The organism is Pseudomonas sp. Z3-6 (assembly GCF_051131985.1).
Lineage (GTDB): Bacteria > Pseudomonadota > Gammaproteobacteria > Pseudomonadales > Pseudomonadaceae > Aquipseudomonas > Aquipseudomonas zanjanensis.
In genome coordinates, this window is sequence record NZ_CP071644.1 from 1,151,091 (window position 1) to 1,168,377 (window position 17,287).

At 61.0% G+C, this 17,287-nt stretch carries 18 protein-coding genes and 1 tRNA gene; 6 read left to right on the forward strand and 13 right to left on the reverse strand.

Annotation, left to right across the window (positions count from 1 at the left end):
* Positions 1 to 11 precede the first annotated feature (11 nt).
* From pth to J3P88_RS05265, 7 genes are all read right to left on the reverse strand, one after another.
* The gene (gene pth / locus J3P88_RS05235; RefSeq protein ID WP_003185374.1) at positions 12 to 596 is read right to left on the reverse strand and encodes an aminoacyl-tRNA hydrolase; all 585 of its coding nucleotides are present in this window, start codon (positions 594 to 596) and stop codon (positions 12 to 14) included.
* 166 nt (positions 597 to 762) lie between these two features.
* Positions 763 to 1,365: a 50S ribosomal protein L25/general stress protein Ctc gene (locus J3P88_RS05240; protein ID WP_060740648.1), complete on the reverse strand. Its 603-nt coding sequence runs from the start codon at positions 1,363 to 1,365 to the stop codon at positions 763 to 765.
* Positions 1,366 to 1,505: 140 nt separating this feature from the next.
* Entirely contained in the window at positions 1,506 to 2,447 is a 942-nt protein-coding gene (locus J3P88_RS05245; protein WP_003171603.1) for a ribose-phosphate pyrophosphokinase, read from the reverse strand.
* Positions 2,448 to 2,494: 47 nt separating this feature from the next.
* Positions 2,495 to 2,569 (reverse strand) — tRNA-Gln (locus J3P88_RS05250).
* Between the two features lie 37 nt (positions 2,570 to 2,606).
* Positions 2,607 to 3,458 (reverse strand): 4-(cytidine 5'-diphospho)-2-C-methyl-D-erythritol kinase, encoded by an 852-nt coding sequence (gene ispE / locus J3P88_RS05255; protein WP_434574349.1) that lies wholly within the window; start codon positions 3,456 to 3,458, stop codon positions 2,607 to 2,609.
* A 1-nt stretch (position 3,459) separates the two neighbouring features.
* Positions 3,460 to 4,077 (reverse strand): lipoprotein insertase outer membrane protein LolB, encoded by a 618-nt coding sequence (gene lolB, locus J3P88_RS05260; RefSeq protein ID WP_186705004.1) that lies wholly within the window; start codon positions 4,075 to 4,077, stop codon positions 3,460 to 3,462.
* 4 nt (positions 4,078 to 4,081) lie between these two features.
* Positions 4,082 to 5,806 (reverse strand): tetratricopeptide repeat protein, encoded by a 1,725-nt coding sequence (locus tag J3P88_RS05265; RefSeq protein WP_434574350.1) that lies wholly within the window; start codon positions 5,804 to 5,806, stop codon positions 4,082 to 4,084.
* Between the two features lie 172 nt (positions 5,807 to 5,978).
* On the opposite strand from J3P88_RS05265, the gene hemA reads away from it, so the two are divergent.
* The 6 genes from hemA (at position 5,979) to J3P88_RS05295 (ending at position 11,358) form a co-directional block, all read left to right on the forward strand.
* Positions 5,979 to 7,268 (forward strand): glutamyl-tRNA reductase, encoded by a 1,290-nt coding sequence (hemA, locus tag J3P88_RS05270; protein WP_186705006.1) that lies wholly within the window; start codon positions 5,979 to 5,981, stop codon positions 7,266 to 7,268.
* Positions 7,265 to 8,347 carry a peptide chain release factor 1 gene (prfA, locus tag J3P88_RS05275; protein ID WP_250964074.1) on the forward strand — a complete coding sequence of 361 codons (1,083 nt, stop codon included), beginning with the start codon at positions 7,265 to 7,267 and terminating at the stop codon, positions 8,345 to 8,347. Before hemA ends, prfA begins: the two co-directional genes overlap by 4 nt.
* Before the next feature lie 14 nt (positions 8,348 to 8,361).
* On the forward strand, positions 8,362 to 9,192 hold the full coding sequence (gene prmC, locus J3P88_RS05280) for a peptide chain release factor N(5)-glutamine methyltransferase (protein ID WP_434574351.1): 831 nt from the start codon (positions 8,362 to 8,364) through the stop codon (positions 9,190 to 9,192).
* A complete protein-coding gene (locus J3P88_RS05285; RefSeq protein WP_434574352.1) occupies positions 9,186 to 9,941 on the forward strand; it encodes a molybdopterin-synthase adenylyltransferase MoeB in 756 nt (251 codons plus the stop codon). The genes prmC and J3P88_RS05285 overlap by 7 nt, the downstream gene beginning before the upstream one ends.
* Entirely contained in the window at positions 9,934 to 10,725 is a 792-nt protein-coding gene (murI, locus tag J3P88_RS05290) for a glutamate racemase (RefSeq protein ID WP_186705010.1), read from the forward strand. The genes J3P88_RS05285 and murI overlap by 8 nt, the downstream gene beginning before the upstream one ends.
* Before the next feature lie 114 nt (positions 10,726 to 10,839).
* Entirely contained in the window at positions 10,840 to 11,358 is a 519-nt protein-coding gene (locus tag J3P88_RS05295; RefSeq protein ID WP_186705011.1) for an acyloxyacyl hydrolase, read from the forward strand.
* 117 nt (positions 11,359 to 11,475) lie between these two features.
* Here J3P88_RS05295 and J3P88_RS05300 read toward each other — a convergent pair whose 3' ends face one another.
* The 6 genes from J3P88_RS05300 to J3P88_RS05325 form a co-directional block, all read right to left on the reverse strand.
* Positions 11,476 to 11,781 (reverse strand): YkgJ family cysteine cluster protein, encoded by a 306-nt coding sequence (locus tag J3P88_RS05300; RefSeq protein WP_434574353.1) that lies wholly within the window; start codon positions 11,779 to 11,781, stop codon positions 11,476 to 11,478.
* A 27-nt stretch (positions 11,782 to 11,808) separates the two neighbouring features.
* Positions 11,809 to 12,582, reverse strand: a complete 774-nt coding sequence (locus J3P88_RS05305) for an SDR family oxidoreductase (protein ID WP_434574354.1) — start codon at positions 12,580 to 12,582, stop codon at positions 11,809 to 11,811.
* 122 nt (positions 12,583 to 12,704) lie between these two features.
* Entirely contained in the window at positions 12,705 to 14,156 is a 1,452-nt protein-coding gene (phrB, locus tag J3P88_RS05310; RefSeq protein WP_434574355.1) for a deoxyribodipyrimidine photo-lyase, read from the reverse strand.
* Between the two features lie 12 nt (positions 14,157 to 14,168).
* Positions 14,169 to 15,113 (reverse strand): MerR family transcriptional regulator, encoded by a 945-nt coding sequence (locus J3P88_RS05315; protein ID WP_434574356.1) that lies wholly within the window; start codon positions 15,111 to 15,113, stop codon positions 14,169 to 14,171.
* On the reverse strand, positions 15,113 to 16,075 hold the full coding sequence (locus tag J3P88_RS05320; protein WP_434574357.1) for a YbgA family protein: 963 nt from the start codon (positions 16,073 to 16,075) through the stop codon (positions 15,113 to 15,115). The genes J3P88_RS05315 and J3P88_RS05320 overlap by 1 nt, the downstream gene beginning before the upstream one ends.
* A gap of 176 nt (positions 16,076 to 16,251) precedes the next feature.
* The gene (locus J3P88_RS05325; protein ID WP_434574358.1) at positions 16,252 to 17,238 is read right to left on the reverse strand and encodes an NAD(P)/FAD-dependent oxidoreductase; all 987 of its coding nucleotides are present in this window, start codon (positions 17,236 to 17,238) and stop codon (positions 16,252 to 16,254) included.
* Positions 17,239 to 17,287: the final 49 nt, after the last annotated feature.

Genomic DNA, 17,287 nt, shown 5'->3' on the forward strand with positions numbered 1-17,287 from the left:
TCGGATAAGTGTCAGGCCTTCTGGCTGTGCAGGTTTTTCATCGCGCGGTTCCATTCACCGGCGAGGATATCCGGCAGCACGCCGAGGGCAAAGTCGATGCTGGCATCGAGTTTTTCCTGTTCGGCGCGAGGCGCACGACCCAGGACAAAGTTTGAAACCATACTGGCAACGCCCGGGTGGCCGATGCCGAGCCGCAGGCGGTGAAAGGTATTCTGATTACCCAGTTGCGCGATGATGTCGCGCAAGCCGTTGTGACCGCCATGGCCGCCGCCTTGCTTGAGCTTGGCAACGCCCGGAGGCAGGTCGAGTTCGTCGTGGGCCACCAGGATTTCTTCAGGCTTGATGCGGAAGAAACCGGCCAATGCCGCCACGGCCTGGCCGCTGCGGTTCATATAGGTGGTGGGAATCAACAGGCGAACATCCTGACCCTGGTGCGAGAAGCGCCCGGTCAGGCCGAAATACTTGCGATCGGCAGCCAGGCTGACGCCTTGTGCGTGCGCGATGCGCTCAACAAAAAGGGCCCCTGCGTTATGCCGGGTCTGTTCGTATTCAGCGCCTGGATTTCCCAGGCCAACGATCAGTTTAATGGCAGTCACGATAGGGGCCCTTCCTGGAGTGTGGATAACAATGTCGCAATCAGGCGTTGTTGCGACAGTGGACGAAAATGGCGGATCTACCGTTAAGTAAACTTCGCGTTCTCGCCCGCTGTCTCGCTACGTTCCAGTCCGCGATGTTTCCGGTCACTCCGGCGACAGAGTGAAATTACTCTGCAGCGCCTTCTTCAGTGGCTTCTGGAGCAACACGTGGAGCGTGGACGTTGGCAACAGCCTTGTCATCGCCGTGTGCCAGAGCAACAAACTCAACGCCTTTAGGGGCCTTGAGGTCGGACAGGTGAATGATCGTGCCGACTTCGGCGTCAGCCAGGTCGACTTCGATGAATTCAGGCAGGTCTTTCGGCAGGCAGGACACTTCCAGCTCGGAAGTCACGTGCGAGATCTCGCCGCCTTTCTTGACCGGGGCAGCTTCGTTGATGAAGTGCACTGGAACAACAGCAGTCAGCTTCTGACCGGCAACAACGCGGACGAAGTCAGCGTGCATCACGTGGCCTTTGGCCGGGTGACGCTGCAGGGCTTTGATCACGACGTTTTGCTTGGTGCCGCCAACGTTCAGCTCGATGATGTGGCTGTAGGCCGCTTCGTTTTCGAGCAGTTTGGCAACTTCTTTGGCCAGCATGCTGATGGACTCAGGGGCTTTGTCGCCACCGTAGACTACAGCTGGAACCAGGCTTGCGAGACGACGCAGGCGGCGGCTCGCACCTTTCCCCAGGTCGGAACGCACTTCAGCATTCAGAGTAAAATCGTTCATGTTGTATCTCCAAAATAGCCATTTCCGAATGACGTCTGCGACCGACGCCAAAGCGGTATGGGCAAAAAAGCCCCGCCCCAACATGAGTGTTGGGGCGGGGCGCTTTTCGTCAACGAGATTTTCTGGAAAGGGCAGGGCCCTTAACGGAACATCGCGCTGATCGATTCTTCATTGCTGATGCGGCGAACCGCTTCGGCAACTACCGGTGCGATATCCAGTTGGCGGATACGCGCACAGGCTTGTGCTGCAGCGGACAGCGGGATGGTGTTGGTCACCACCAGCTCGTCCAGCACGGAATTTTCAATGTTCTCGATCGCTCGACCCGACAGCACAGGGTGTGTGCAGTAGGCAAAGACCTTGGCAGCGCCATGCTCTTTCAGGGCCTTGGCCGCGTGGCACAGGGTGCCGGCGGTATCGACCATGTCATCGACCAGGATACAGGTGCGCCCTTCGACGTCGCCGATGATATGCATCACTTCGGAGTGATTGGCTTTCTCACGGCGTTTGTCGATGATACCCAGATCCACTCCCAGGGATTTGGCAACAGCCCGTGCACGCACGACGCCACCAATGTCCGGGGACACGATCATCAGGTTTTCGAAGCGCTGATCTTCAATATCATCCACCAGGACCGGGGAACCGTAGATGTTATCCACGGGGATATCGAAGAAACCCTGGATCTGGTCAGCATGCAAATCAACCGTGAGGACACGGTCGATGCCGACTACGGTCAGCATATCAGCCACGACTTTCGCGCTGATCGCCACACGTGCGGAACGCGGACGGCGATCCTGACGGGCATAACCAAAGTAAGGAATAACAGCAGTGATACGAGTAGCCGAGGAACGGCGGAAGGCATCAGCCATCACGACGAGTTCCATCAGGTTATCGTTGGTCGGAGCGCAAGTCGGCTGAATAATGAAGACGTCTTTACCGCGAACGTTTTCATTGATCTCGGCAGTGATTTCGCCGTCGGAGAACTTACCGACAGAAATGTCACCGAGAGGGATATGCAGCTGACGTACGACACGCCGAGCCAGATCGGGGTTAGCGTTCCCCGTAAAGACCATCATCTTGGACACGCGCAGTACCTGAAGGCTGAGGGTATACCTGGATGAGTATAGGAAAATGGCAGGGGCGGCTGGATTCGAACCAACGCATGGCAGGATCAAAACCTGCTGCCTTACCGCTTGGCGACGCCCCTGTATCTGTTGCTGCGAGTGCCCAGCACTCGATTCCTTTTAGAGCAGGTCTTGCAGCTTGCGATGCAACATCGAAACGTTGCTTCCTTTTGCTACAAACCCTGTAAGGGTCTCTGTCAGAAGGGCCGAGACTTTATCAGCTTCAGCTTTGCTTGGGAAGCCCCCAAACACACAACTTCCAGTTCCGGTGAGTTTTGCTTCGGTAAATTTACCTAACAAATTCAATGCGTTACGAACATCTGGATAACGCCTTGCTACCACCGGTAAGCAGTCATTTCGACTGTTTCCCTTGGGAACGGGGCGCACTTTAATGGGAGGAGAGTTACGTGTCAACAGTGGATCTGAAAAAATTTCTGCTGTACTTACAGAGACTTGCGGCACCAGCACCACGTACCAGGGTTCTTCGGGTTCCACCGGGGTGAGTTTTTCCCCAACGCCTTCGGCAAAAGCGGCGTGGCCACGCACGAAAACCGGCACGTCGGCGCCCAGGGAAAGGCCCAGCGCCGCGAGGCGATCGATGTCCCAGTCCAACCGCCACAAGTGATTGAGGCCCAGCAAAGTCGTCGCCGCATTCGAGCTGCCGCCGCCAATGCCGCCGCCCATGGGCAGGATTTTTTCGATCCAGATATCGATGCCTAGCGCGCAACCGGATTGCGCCTGGAGTTTTTGCGCGGCCTTGACGATCAGGTTGCTGTCGTGGGGGACGCCTTCGAATTCGGTGTGCAGGCGAATCACGCCGTCGTCGCGCACGGCAAAGGTGATCTCGTCGCCGTAGTCCAGGAACTGAAAAATCGTCTGCAACTCGTGGTAGCCGTCCGGGCGGCGACCGAGGATGTGCAGCATCAGGTTGAGCTTGGCCGGAGAGGGCAGGGTCAGGCGTGCAGCGGTCATGTCATTGCCCCAGCTTGCGCGGCTGCCATTGCTTGATCACCAGTGTGACGTCGAGGTTGCTGCCGTGCAGCTTGATGCGTTCGGGCAGCCAGTAGCCGTTCTGCTGGGCATAACTGAGGTATTCGATCTGCCAGTCGTCCTGTTCCAGGTTGGACAGGCGGCTGTCGGCGTCGAGTGTCAGGCGACTTTTACTGTCCGGTGCCGGCAATCCACGAACCCACCAGGTCAGGTGGGAAACCGGCAGTTTCCAGCCCAGTTGCTCTTCCAGAAGTGCTTCGGGGCTGGGCGCCTCGTAGCGCCCCTGGTTGGCGACTTCCAGCGAAACCTGGCCCGGCCGGCCGGTCAGGCGGGCCGCACCACGACCCAGCGGGCCCGACAGGCGAATATCGTAGTAGTCCTGGCGTTGCAGCCAGAACAGCGTGCCACTGCCCGAGTCTTTCGGGGCGCGGATGCCGATCTTGCCGTCGATCTGCCAGCCGTCCAGGCCGCTCAGTTGCTGCTTGTGCTCGCGCCACTGGGCCTGGTTCCCCTGGCCTTGGACGGATTCACGGGCGCCGAAGCCCGCGCAACCGGCGAGCAGGGCAATGAAGCTGAACACGATGAGATGGCGCAAAAACATAATCTTAAAGAGTCTCGGATCCGGTCAGGCGTTTGATGGTGCTGCGCAAGATAGGGCTGTCGGGCTGATCCTTGAGGAATCGGCTCCAGATCTGCCGGGCTTCGCGTTGTTTGCCGTTGGCCCACAGGACCTCGCCCAGGTGCGCGGCGACTTCCTGGTCGGGAAAGCGCTCCAGGGCCTGGCGCAACAGGCGTTCGGCTTCGTCGAGATTGCCCAGGCGGTAATTCACCCAGCCAAGGCTGTCGAGTACCGCCGGGTCTTCCGGATTGATCTGGTGGGCCTGTTCGATCAGCAGCTTGGCCTCGTCGTAGCGGGTGGTGCGATCCGACAACGTATAGCCCAGGGCGTTAAGGGCCATGGCGTTGTCCGGATCGCGCTGGATGATCAGGCGCAGGTCTTTTTCCATCTGGGCCAGGTCATTGCGTTTTTCCGCCAGCATGGCGCGGGTATACAACAGGTTCAGATCGTCCGGGTATTGCTTCAAGGCTTGTTGCAGTACGTTCCAGGCCTTGTCGCCCTGGTTGTTGGCCGACAGGGTTTCGGCTTCGATCAGGTACAGCTGGATCCCGTAGTCGGGCTGGGAGTCACGTTGTACGGCGAGGCGACTCTGGGCATCGGCGGTCTTGCCATTGCTGATCAGGATATCGGCCTGGCGCAACTGTGCCGGCAGATAATCGTTGCCCGGGCCGACCTGGGCGTACTCGATCAGTGCGCTCTCGGGGTCATTGCGTTCCTCGGCGATGCGACCCAGGTTCAGGTGGGCCGAGTCGACATGGCTTTCCCGGGCGATCAGATCTTCCAGGTAACCCTTGGCCTCTTCCCAGGCCTTGGCTTCCAGGCAGACCAGCGCCAGGGAATAGCGCAACTCGTCGTCTTCCGGGTATTGCTGGACCAGGCTGGAGAACTCCACCTTGGCGTCGTCCATGCGGTTGTTTTCCACCAGCATGCGGGCGTAGGTGAGGCGCAGGCGCTTGTCGTCCGGATACTTCTTGATGCTTTTTTGCAGCAGCGGCAGCGCTTCGTCGCCACGGTTCAAGCCTTGCAGCAGGCGTGCCCGTAACAGGATCGGCGCCACTTCGCCGGCTTCCGGCGGGTTGTCTTCCAGCAGGGTGAGGGCGCCCTGGGCGTCACCGTCCTGTTGCAACAGCAGGGCCTTGCCGAAAATCAGCTGGCCGTTGTTCGGGTGGCGCTGCAACAGGCGATCGAAGCTTTTCATCAGGCCGTTGCGGGTTTCCTGGTCGGTGTCGGCGGCGGACAGCGCCAGGAAATCGAAATGAGTGTCGCCCTTGCCCAGCAGGACTTTCTCCATATACACCATGGAGTCGTCGTAGCGCCCGGCCCGGGCCAGCTGCACGGCGGCGGCGCGCTGCGCTTCGAGGTCGTCCGGCGCGTTCCTGGCCCAGATCAGCGCCGTATCGAGCGCGGGTTGGTCGGCGCCCAGGTATTCGGCAATGCGAAATGCCCGCTCGGAGATGCCCGGGTCCTGGGTATTGATGGCCTGGGTCACGTAGTTGTCCAGCGCAATGTCGAAGCGATTGCGCTGGCCCGCCAGTTCGGCGCTCAACAGGCTGAAGATGGTTTCTTCGCTGAAGGAGCCGTAGACCTTGGGTTTTTCAGGGGCCTGCACACTGTCTTCGACTGGCGGCGTACCGTCCGTCGAAACGGGGGCCATGGACTGGCAGCCGCTGAGCAAGGCAAGGGCGAGGAGCAACGCGGAAGATCTATTCATATAGGAAGAGGACGACTAACCTGCGGTCGGATCATCATGACACAAGCCTTGGGGCAAACATAACCGCCCCGTCGATTTACCCTCCAGGGCCGGGCGATAGAGATGGAGTAGTTGTTCTGGATCTGACGAAGTAGGACAATTGCCGGCTTCACGTCACCATCAGCGACCTTGAATGGCCTTCCTTGCACTCGGTATCAACCACAAGACTGCTTCAGTAGACGTCCGCGAGCGCGTGGCCTTTACGCCTGAGCAGCTGGTCGAGGCCTTGCAGCAGCTCTGCCGACTCACCGACAGCCGCGAAGCTGCGATCCTCTCCACCTGCAATCGCAGCGAGCTCTATATAGAACAGGATCACGTTTCGTCCGATTCAGTGTTGCGCTGGTTGGCCGAATACCATGATTTGAGCCTTGAAGAGCTGCGCGCCAGTGCTTATGTGCACGAAGACGATGCGGCCGTTCGTCACATGATGCGCGTCGCCTCGGGGCTCGATTCGCTGGTGCTGGGCGAGCCACAGATTCTCGGCCAGATGAAGTCGGCGTACGCCGTGGCCCGCGAGGCCGGCACCGTCGGCCCGCTGCTGGGGCGCCTGTTCCAGGCGACGTTCAACGCCGCCAAACAGGTGCGCACCGACACCGCCATCGGCGAGAACCCGGTGTCCGTGGCGTTTGCCGCGGTCAGCCTGGCGAAACAGATTTTCAGTGATTTGCAACGCAGCCAGGCGCTGCTGATCGGCGCCGGCGAGACCATCACCCTGGTCGCCCGCCATCTCCATGACCTGGGTGTGAAACGTATCGTCGTTGCCAACCGCACCCTGGAACGGGCCAGTACCCTGGCCGAACAGTTCGGTGCCCATGCGGTGCTGCTGTCGGACATTCCCGCCGAGTTGGTGCACAGCGACATCGTCATCAGTTCCACCGCCAGCCAGTTGCCGATTCTTGGCAAGGGCGCCGTGGAAAGTGCCCTGAAGCTGCGCAAGCACAAGCCGATTTTCATGGTGGACATCGCCGTTCCCCGGGACATCGAGCCGGAAGTCGGCGAGTTGGACGACGTTTACCTCTACAGCGTCGACGACTTGCACGAGGTAGTTGCCGAAAACCTGAAGAGCCGGCAGGGCGCGGCCCAGGCGGCGGAGGAGATGATCAGTGTCGGCGCCGAGGACTTCATGGTGCGCCTGCGCGAGCTGGCTGCGGTGGATGTGCTCAAGGCGTATCGTCAACAGAGCGAACGCCTGCGCGACGAGGAGCTGCAAAAGGCCCAGCGCCTGCTGGCCAATGGCGGCAGCGCCGAAGAGGTGTTGGTGCAACTGGCTCGCGGCCTGACCAACAAATTGCTCCACGCTCCCAGTGTCCAGCTCAAGAAATTGACCGCTGAGGGCCGCCTCGATGCGCTGGCCATGGCCCAGGAACTCTTTGCCCTCGGTGAGGGCTCACCGGATAGCTTTTCGGATAAAAAACCGCAATGAAAGCGTCACTGCTCAACAAACTGGATATCCTCCAGGACCGTTTCGAAGAACTGACCGCCTTGCTGGGCGACGGCGAAGTCATTTCCGACCAGAACAAATTCCGCACCTATTCCAAGGAATACGCGGAAGTCGAACCGATTGTCGCCACCTATAAACAGTTGCTTAAAGTGCAGGGCGATCTCGAAGGCGCCCAGGCGCTGCTCAAGGACAGCGACCCGGACATGCGTGAAATGGCCGTGGAGGAAGTCCGCGAAGCCAAGGAGCAATTGCTCGAACTGGAAAGCAGCCTGCAACGCATGCTGCTGCCCAAGGACCCGAATGACGGGCGCAACGTGTTCCTTGAGATCCGTGCCGGCACCGGCGGCGACGAGGCGGCGATTTTTTCTGGCGACCTGTTCCGCATGTATTCGCGTTATGCCGAGCGTCGCGGTTGGCGGGTGGAAATTCTCTCGGAGAACGAGGGCGAACACGGCGGCTATAAAGAAGTCATCGCCCGGGTCGAAGGCGACAATGTCTATGGCAAGCTGAAATTCGAATCCGGCGCCCACCGTGTGCAACGCGTGCCGGCCACTGAATCCCAGGGACGCATCCATACTTCGGCCTGCACCGTGGCGGTATTGCCCGAGCCGGACGAGCAGGAAGCTATCGAGATCAACCCGGCGGACCTGCGGGTCGACACTTACCGTTCCTCCGGCGCGGGCGGCCAGCACGTCAACAAGACCGACTCGGCGATCCGTATCACGCACTTGCCCTCGGGCATCGTGGTCGAGTGCCAGGAAGAACGTTCCCAGCACAAGAATCGCGCACGGGCCATGGCCTGGTTGTCGGCCAAGCTCAACGACCAGCAGACCAGCGCCGCCGCCAATGCCATCGCCAGCGAGCGCAAATTGCTGGTGGGCTCGGGCGATCGTTCCGAGCGGATCCGTACCTACAACTTCGCCCAGGGCCGGGTCACCGACCATCGCGTCAACCTGACCCTGTATTCCCTGGATGAGATCCTTGCCGGTGGTGTCGATGCGGTGATCGAGCCGTTGCTGGCCGAATACCAGGCCGACCAGTTGGCGGCGATTGGCGAGTAAGCACAGGTGAATCAATGACCATCATCGCCAGTCTGTTACGCGCCGCCGAGCTGCCGGATTCGCCTACGCCACGGCTGGACGCCGAGTTGTTGCTGGCCGCTGCCCTGGGCAAGTCCCGCAGCTTCCTGCACACCTGGCCCGAGCGGATCGTGCCCAGCGAGGCGGCGTTGCTGTTTTCCGAATACCTGCGGCGGCGTCGTTCCGGTGAGCCGGTGGCCTATATCCTCGGACAACAGGGCTTCTGGAAACTCGACCTGGAAGTCGCGCCCCATACCCTGATCCCGCGTCCCGACACCGAGCTGCTGGTGGAAACCGCGCTGGCCTTGTTGCCGGCGACACCGGCCCGGGTCCTGGACCTGGGCACCGGCAGCGGCGCGATTGCCCTGGCCTTGGCCAGCGAGCGCCCGGCCTGGAAGGTCACGGCGGTCGACCGGGTGTTGGAAGCCGTAGCCTTGGCCGAACGCAATCGCCAGCGCCTGGACCTGCGCAACGTCACGGTGTTGAGCAGCCACTGGTTCAGCGCTTTGGAAGGCGAGCGTTTCCAGTTGATCATCAGCAACCCGCCGTACATCGCGGCCAGCGATCCGCACCTGGCCGAGGGCGACGTGCGTTTCGAGCCGGCCAGTGCGTTGGTGGCCGGGCCCGACGGGCTCGACGATCTGCGCCAGATCGTGGCCGAGGCCCCGGCCCACCTGGAACCGGGTGGTTGGCTGATGCTAGAGCACGGATACGATCAGGCCGAAGCGGTGCGCGATTTGCTGAGCACCCAAGGTTTCACGCAAGTCCACAGCCGCAAGGACCTCGGCACTCATGAACGCATCAGCCTGGGGTGCCTGCCGTGCTGAACGATCAGGAGCTGTTGCGCTACAGCCGGCAGATTCTGTTGCAGCACGTCGACATCGACGGCCAGTTGCGTCTCAAGCAAAGCCGGGTGTTGATCATCGGGCTCGGCGGGCTCGGCGCCCCGGTGGCGTTGTACCTGGCCGCCGCTGGCGTGGGCGAGATGCACCTGGCGGATTTCGACAGCGTCGACCTGACCAACCTGCAACGCCAGATCATCCACGACACCGACAGCGTCGGCCTGAGCAAGGTCGATTCGGCGATGCGGCGCCTGGGGGCGATCAACCCCGAGGTTCGGTTGGTGCCTCACCGAGCGGCCATGGACGAAGACAGCCTGGCCGCGGCGGTCGGGGCGGTGGATGTGGTGCTCGACTGCTCGGACAACTTCTCGACCCGCGAAGCGGTGAACGCGGCCTGTGTCGCGGCGGGCAAGCCGTTGGTCAGTGGCGCGGCGATTCGCCTGGAAGGGCAGTTGTCGGTCTTCGACCCGCGCCGCTCTGAAAGCCCTTGTTATCACTGCCTCTACGGCCACGGCAGCGAAGCCGAGCTGACCTGCAGCGAAGCCGGTGTGATCGGGCCGCTGGTGGGCTTGGTGGGCAGCTTGCAAGCCCTTGAAGCCTTGAAGTTGCTCGCCGGCTTCGGTGAGCCGCTGGTGGGGCGTCTGCTGTTGATCGATGCCTTGGGTACACGGTTCCGTGAGCTGCGGGTCAAGCGTGACCCAGGTTGCAGCGTCTGCGGTGATCCACATGAGTGAAGCGCCGGTCGGTGTGCTCGACTCGGGTGTCGGCGGGCTGTCGGTACTGGGGGAGATCCGTCGACTGCTGCCCAATGAGTCGCTGTTGTACGTGGCAGACTGTGGGCATATTCCCTACGGCGAAAAGACCCCGGAATACATCCGGCAACGCTGCGCGATCATTGCTGACTTTCTCCTGGGCCAGGGCGCCAAGGCGTTGGTCGTTGCCTGCAACACCGCAACGGTGGCTGCCGTTGCCGACCTGCGCCGTGATTTTCCCCAGTGGCCCATCGTTGGCATGGAGCCGGCGGTCAAGCCGGCGGCCGCCGCAACCCGCAGCGGTATCGTCGGCGTATTGGCCACCACCGGCACTTTGCAGAGCGCCAAGTTCGCCGCGCTGCTCGACCGTTTCGCCAGCGATGTGCGGGTCATCACGCAGCCGTGTCCGGGTTTGGTGGAACTGATCGAAACGGGTGACCTGCAAAGCCCAGCCCTGTATCAACTGCTGCACCAGTACATCGAGCCGTTGCTGGCGGCCGGTTGCGATACGCTGATCCTGGGGTGCACGCACTATCCGTTCCTCAAGCCATTGCTCGAGAGGATGATTCCTGAACATATCAGCCTCATCGACACGGGGGCGGCGGTGGCCCGGCAACTTCAACGCCTGTTGATTGAGCGAGGGTTGTTGTCTGAAGGACCTGCCAGCGAAACGCACTTCTGGACGAGTGCCGATCCGATACATCTAAGAAAAATCCTACCAACGCTATGGCATTCGTCTGGCGTTGTGCGAAGCTTCGAGCTGTAAAAAAAACGTGAAAATTATGTAATTCCTGCTGAACTTCTGTTTTAGCGTGGATTTCTATAGCTTTGAGTGTTTGTAACAAAATCTACTAAGTCTGTTCGGAAAAGGATGTTTCTAATGAAGCGCTTATTCTGCTTTGCCGCGTTTGCGGCTGCGTTGTTGGGGCACACTTACACTGCGCAGGCAGCGGGTGTGGAGTTTGGGGTGGGCCAGACCAGCGACTCGACCATGACCTATCGCCTGGGCATGCAGTTCGACTGGGACAAGAGTTGGTTGCAGAGTGATGTCGGCCGCCTGACCGGCTACTGGAGCGGCGCCTATACCTATTGGGACGGAGACGAAGCATCCAGCAACCACAGCCTGTCGTTCTCGCCCGTGTTCGTGTACGAATTTTCCGGCCAGAACGTGAAGCCTTACATCGAGGCGGGTGTCGGTGTCGCGTTGTTCGCCAATACCCAAGTGGAAGACAACAAGCTCGGCACGGCCTTCCAGTTCGAAGATCGCATCGGGTTCGGCCTGCGCTTCAATGGTGGGCATGAAGTGGGCATTCGCGCCACTCACTACTCCAACGCGGGCATCAAGTCGACCAACGACGGTGTGGAAAGCTACGCGCTGCATTACACGATGCCGTTGTAACACTTTAATACTGTGGGAGCGGGCTTGCTCGCGAAAGCGTAGTGTCAGTCACTTCAGTGCTGGCTGGTCCGACGCTTTCGCGAGCAAGCCCGCTCCCACAAAAAACGGGTCTATTTCCTACCGATACGCCGTCGCAATGCCCTGGCGTTCCTCCAAGCATTCCGGTGCGCCCATCTCGAACTCGCGGCAGATCAGCGGGCGCCTTTCGTAGATGGTGCACATCATGCTGTCGCGATCCAGGGCAGCGCACCATCCGTCGTCAAGCCGCAGCATCACTTCCCCACCCCAGTCGTCCGTGTCGATAAAACGCTCCGGGACCCCGGTGTCGGTGATCAGCATCACTTCCAACTGGCAGCAGCACGCCGCGCACGTCGAGCACGTGACGGCCGGTGCGGGGATTTCATGGAGGGGGATGGTTTTCATGGCGCGCAGTGTAAGGCAATCGGCGGCTCAGGGGCGTCCCTTGATCGGATAGCTGTTTTTTGCCTGGCATGAGTCGATGTCGGCCGGCAGGGTTTCGGTGGATGAAGGCAAGGGCCAGAGCGTGGTCATGGACGCGATGGGGAGGGCGACTTCCCGGGGGCGTTCGACCAAGTGATTGAGCACATGCCGCGCCGCTTCTTCTGGCGACCAGTGAGTCGGGGCTGGGAAACAATTGTCGGCCCCCAGCGATGGGCCATCGAAGCCAGGATGTACCAAGGTCACGTCGATGCCGGCGCCGGCCAGTTCTGTCCGAGCCGATTCCAACAGATGACGCATCCCGTTGCCCCCCGCTTCGATTTGTGAAGGCGGCAGGTAGGTCGCCGGGCTGGCAATACCCACCAGATGAGGCTCGATCCCGGCGCGCAACAAGGGCATCGCCACTTCGATGCAGAAACTGGCGGCCAGCAGGTTGCTGCGCACGATATGCTCGATCAATGTGTGATCGGCGGGCTGCCCGTCAACGTACTCAGCAGTGCCGGCATTGAGGATCACCTGATCCAGCGCGCCCCATTGTCGAGTGATGTGTTCGCCGATCTCGCGCACGGTCTGGCTGTCGGTCAAATTGCCGGGCGCTATCAGCACCTGTCCGGGATAACGTATCGAAAGGGTTTCGCAGGATCGGGCCGAGTTCGAACTGACGGCCAGGTAGGCACCCGTCTCGAGTATCGCTTCAGCCAACGAAACGCCGATTCCGTTGCCAGCTCCGGTAAGCCAATAGCGCCGTGGCGGTCGTAGACCCATTCCATACTCCTTTCGTTTGCGCAGGGCTCTGATACACCGCTTTCAGCAGAGTCCCTGCGGTTAGTACGAATATATGTCATCGGTTAAAAAATGCATCCCGGCGCTCGGCAATTTCATGTTCGCTAATCGCCCAGCCCCTCAAGGGTTGCATCCTGTCGCGTCGACAGGTTTCTGAACGCTGCCAACGCACGTGCCCGGGATTGGGCCAGATCAACAATCGGTGCCGGGTAGTTTGTATTGCCAAACAATTCGCCTTGCACATTAGGGCGGTGGACACTTCGTTTATCGAGATCGTTCAACTCAGGTAACCAATGTTTGATAAATAATCCTTCGCGATCGAATTTTTCCGACTGGCTCAACGGATTGAAGATGCGAAACCAGGGCGCCGAGTCGGTGCCAGTGGAGGCGCTCCATTGCCAGCCGCCATTGTTGGCGGCCAAGTCGCCGTCGATCAGGTGCTGCATGAAAAAACGCTCGCCTTCGCGCCAATCGATCAACAGGTTCTTGGTCAGGAACATGGCCACGACCATTCGTAAACGGTTGTGCATCCAGCCGGTCTCCATCAATTGGCGCATGGCCGCATCGATGATCGGCAAGCCGGTGCGTGCCTGTTTCCAGGCCTCCAGTTCCGCGGGGGCCTTGCGCCACGCCAGCGCCTCGGTTTCCGGACGGAACGCGCGATGACGCGACACGCGTGGATAGCCCACCAGAATATGTTTATAGAATTCGCGCCAGAGCAATTCATTGATCCAGGTCACAACTCCGGCATTTCCGCTTTCAAATTCTCCTTGGTTGGCTTGCAGCGCTGCATGCAGGCACTGACGCGGCGACACCACCCCAGCCACCAGGTACGCCGAGAGTTGGCTGGTGCCGGGCCGGGCCGGGAAGTCCCGTTCGTGCTGGTAATCGTCGAGGTGCTGGTCGACAAAACTGTTCAGGCGCCGCCGGGCTTCGGTTTCACCGGCGGGCCAGAGGGCACGCAATGCTTCACTGGGCGGGGCGAATCCATCGACTTGCGTCGGCACCGGGTCGCGGGCAATGCCGGTGGGCGCCTGCCGCGGCGGTGTGGCGACCAGGCTCGGCAATGAGTAATGAAGGCGGTTGTAGCAGACCTTGCGGAACTGACTGAACACCTGGAAATAATTACCGGTCTTGGTCAGCACGCTGCCGGGCTTGAACAGCAGTTGATCGAGGTGACTGTGAAACTCGATGCCCTGGTCATTCAAGGCATGGGCGACCTCGGCGTCGCGTCGTGTTTCATTCACGCCGTATTCTTCGTTGGCATGCACGGCGCCGATGTTCAGTTCGCGACATAGCGTGAGCAATACGTGTGGCGCCTGGTGCCAGTGCGCTGCCTCGCGGATCAAGAGCGGGATGTTCAATTCATCCAGGGCCGTGCTCAATGCGCCGAGGTTGCGCAGCCAGAAATCGATCTTGCACGGTGCGTCGTCATGGGCCCGCCATTGCTCGGGGCTGGTCAGGTACACCGCCACGCAGGGCCCTTGGGCTGCGGCGGCCGCCAGGGCGGTGTTGTCGCGCAAGCGCAAGTCGCTGCGCAGCCAGATCAATCGCATGCTGTTCTTCATCTAAAGGAGTTCTCGGCGACTCAGTTCGCGGTGAGCCGATAGCGGGTCTTCGGCCCAGGACACCTCGATCATCGAGACGCCTGTGGATAGCCGGGCGTGGTGGATCGACGCGGCTGGGCCGGCAATGATGATTGGGCAATCAATTGCGCCCAATAGCCTGGGCAGTTGGGACGGGTTGAGGGCGTGACTGGAATACAACAGGACGCCACGGGCCTTGAGACGTTCGACCGCCAGGGCCAGCTCGCCCGCCGGGAGCGGGCTGTCGAGCACTTCCACTGGGCAATCGGCGCTGCTGGCCAGCCAGGCGGTGAGCCACAGGTGCGGCTCCAGGGGCAGGTCCGAATGATTGACCAGCAACAGGGGCGCGCCGCGCAGCTGGCGGTTGTTGTGATAGATCCGGCTGCCGAACTTGCTGCGCAGCCACGAGTACAGGAAAACCCGTTCCAACTGCGCACCGAACTGACCTTGCCAGCGCAGGTGCAGGTCGGCCAGCAATGGCAGGAGCAATTGTTCGCACACGGTCCAAGGCGGATACAACGCCATCGCCTGGTTGACCAGGTCATCGACCTGGCGCTCGGCCAGTTGCGTCACCGCCAGCACCAGGGCGTGGCGCTGACGCTGCCAGTCGTTCTCCGACGGCTGTGTGGTTTCGGTCGGCGCTGGTGTGTCCAGCAACGGCTTGATCTTGCTCACCGCAACGCCACGATCGATCCACGTGAGGATGTTCCGGATCCGTTGTACATGCTCGGCATTGAACAGTCGGTGACCCTTGGGTGTGCGGTGCGGCACGATCAGGCCGTACCGGCGCTCCCAGGCCCGTAGCGTGATGGCGTTGACCCCGGTCTGCCGGGCGACTTCGCGAATGGGCACCCAGCCTTGGGCCAAGGCCTGGGCAAAATCGGCCCCCAAGTCTTCGCGGGCGCTGGCGTCGGGGTCGTTCTTCATTAGATAGCGTTTCGCAAGCTAAGGTTTTCCGGGTGCGGTTGCAGGTAGACCTGCTGCGCCAGGTAAGGATCGGGGTGCTGGCGCAGGTGATGCTTGAGCAATGTCAGCGGCACTACCAAGGGCACGATGCCGAGGCGATATTGCCCGATGAGGTGCTGCACCTCCTGTTTGTCCTCGGCGTCGATGTCGCGCTTGAGATACCCGCTCAGGTGTTGCAGCACGTTGGTGTGGGTGCGGCGGGTGGCGCATTTCTTCAGGGCGGCCATCAATGCGCTGAAATAGCGTGGGCCTAGCTCGTTGGCATCGGCCTTGCCCATGGTGCCCAGTAGTTTGCCCAGGGCCTTGTACTGCTCCGGGTTGTGGGCCATGAGCAGGTATTTGTAGCGCGAGTGAAATTCGATCAGGTCGCGACGGGTCAGGCCCTGGCGGCGCAGGGATTGCCAGGCGGCATAGGCAAACACCCGGGTCAGGAAGTTTTCCCGTAGCACCGGGTCGTTGAGGCGACCGTCTTCCTCCACCGGCAGGTCGGGATGGCGTTCGCAAAAGGCCTGGGCATAGATGCCGCGCCCGCCGCCGTCCTGGGTCACGCCGTTGTGGTCGTAGACCTTGACCCGCTCCAGTCCGCAGGAGGGCGATTTCTGCATGAAGATGTAGCCGCAGATGTCATCCAGTTCACCCGCCATTTGCCGCCCGTAGTCGGCCAGTGGCCGGGTCACGTCGAGGTCGCGATTCACCGTGCCTAGCGCCTCGGGGTGTTCGGGGTCGCCCACCAGGCGGATCGGCTGCCGGGGAATGCCCAGGCCGATGGCGACTTCAGGGCACACCGACACGAAATCGAAGTACTCGACGAGGGTGCGGCTGCACAATGGCGATTGCTTGTGCCCGCCATTGAAGCGAACTTCAGCCCCCATCAGGCAGGCGCTGATGGCGATTCTGGGTTTGGCGATGGCTGCTTTGGACATGGGCGACCTCTGATAGCTAAATCTTGTACAGATTTTTTGCTCTGTACAATATTTCCATCATAGGTCCGAATGTGTGCAAGTCAATTGGATTTATCGAAGGGACTGACGCAATGAGTGTCGCAGGCAGGCTGCTGTCTCGTTCGACAGCAGCGGATGACGAGCGCTAACGCGCGATGTTACTGCAGGCTGGCATGCAGGCGGCGTGCTGCCTCCTGGCCGCTGAGCCATGCGCCTTCGACCCGGCCGGACAGGCACCAGTCGCCGCATACATACAGGCCCAGGTCGGCATCGGCCAGGGCGCCCCATTCGTGGCTGCCGGCGGGGCGGGCGTAGAGCCAGCGATGGGCCACGCTGAAGCTCGGGGCGGGCATCGCACTGTGCAGCAGTTCAGCGAACGCGCCGTGCAGGTGTTCGATCACCGCTTCCTTGGACAGGTCGATGTGCTGCCGGCTCCAGTCGCTGGTGGCGTGCAGTACCCAAGTGTCGAGTTTGCTGTCGCGTCCCGGTTTGCTGCGGTTGCGTGCCAGCCAGTCCAGCGGGCTGTCCTGCACGAAGCAGCCTTCCATGGGCGTATCCAACGGTGTTTCGAAAGCCAGCGCCACGGCCCAGGTCGGGTCCATCTTCACGCCGGCGGCCACCGCAGCCAGTTTCGGTACGGCCGCCAGCAACGCGGTGGCCTGGGGCGCGGGTGTGGCAATCACCACTTGGCCAAAGGGGCCATGGGTGAAACCTTCCGCGTCCTGCAGATGCCAATGTTCCTGGCCGCGGTAGACCTCGGTGATCCGGCAGGAAAACTGCACTTGCAGCTTGTCGAGCAAGGCGCGGGTGATGGCGCTCATGCGCGGGGTGCCGACCCAGCGGGTCTGCTCGTCCGGCGATGGGCTCAATTGTCCATTCTGGAAGTTGTAGAGCTGCGGGTTCCATTCCGCGGCCCAGCCGTTGGCTTGCCAGCGCTGGACCTCCGTGACAAAGCGGCGGTCGCGAGCGGTGAAGTATTGCGCGCCCATGTCCAGCGCGCCGGCATCGCTGCGCTTGCTCGACATGCGTCCGCCACTGCCATGGCTTTTATCGAAGAGTTGAACGACATGCCCGGCCTCCGTCAGGGCCTGGGCGGCTGAAAGTCCGGCGATGCCGGTGCCGATGATTGCGATAGGTACAGTCATGAGGGCCTCGTTTACCTTTCTGTACAGACTACGCCGTCGATTAAACCTG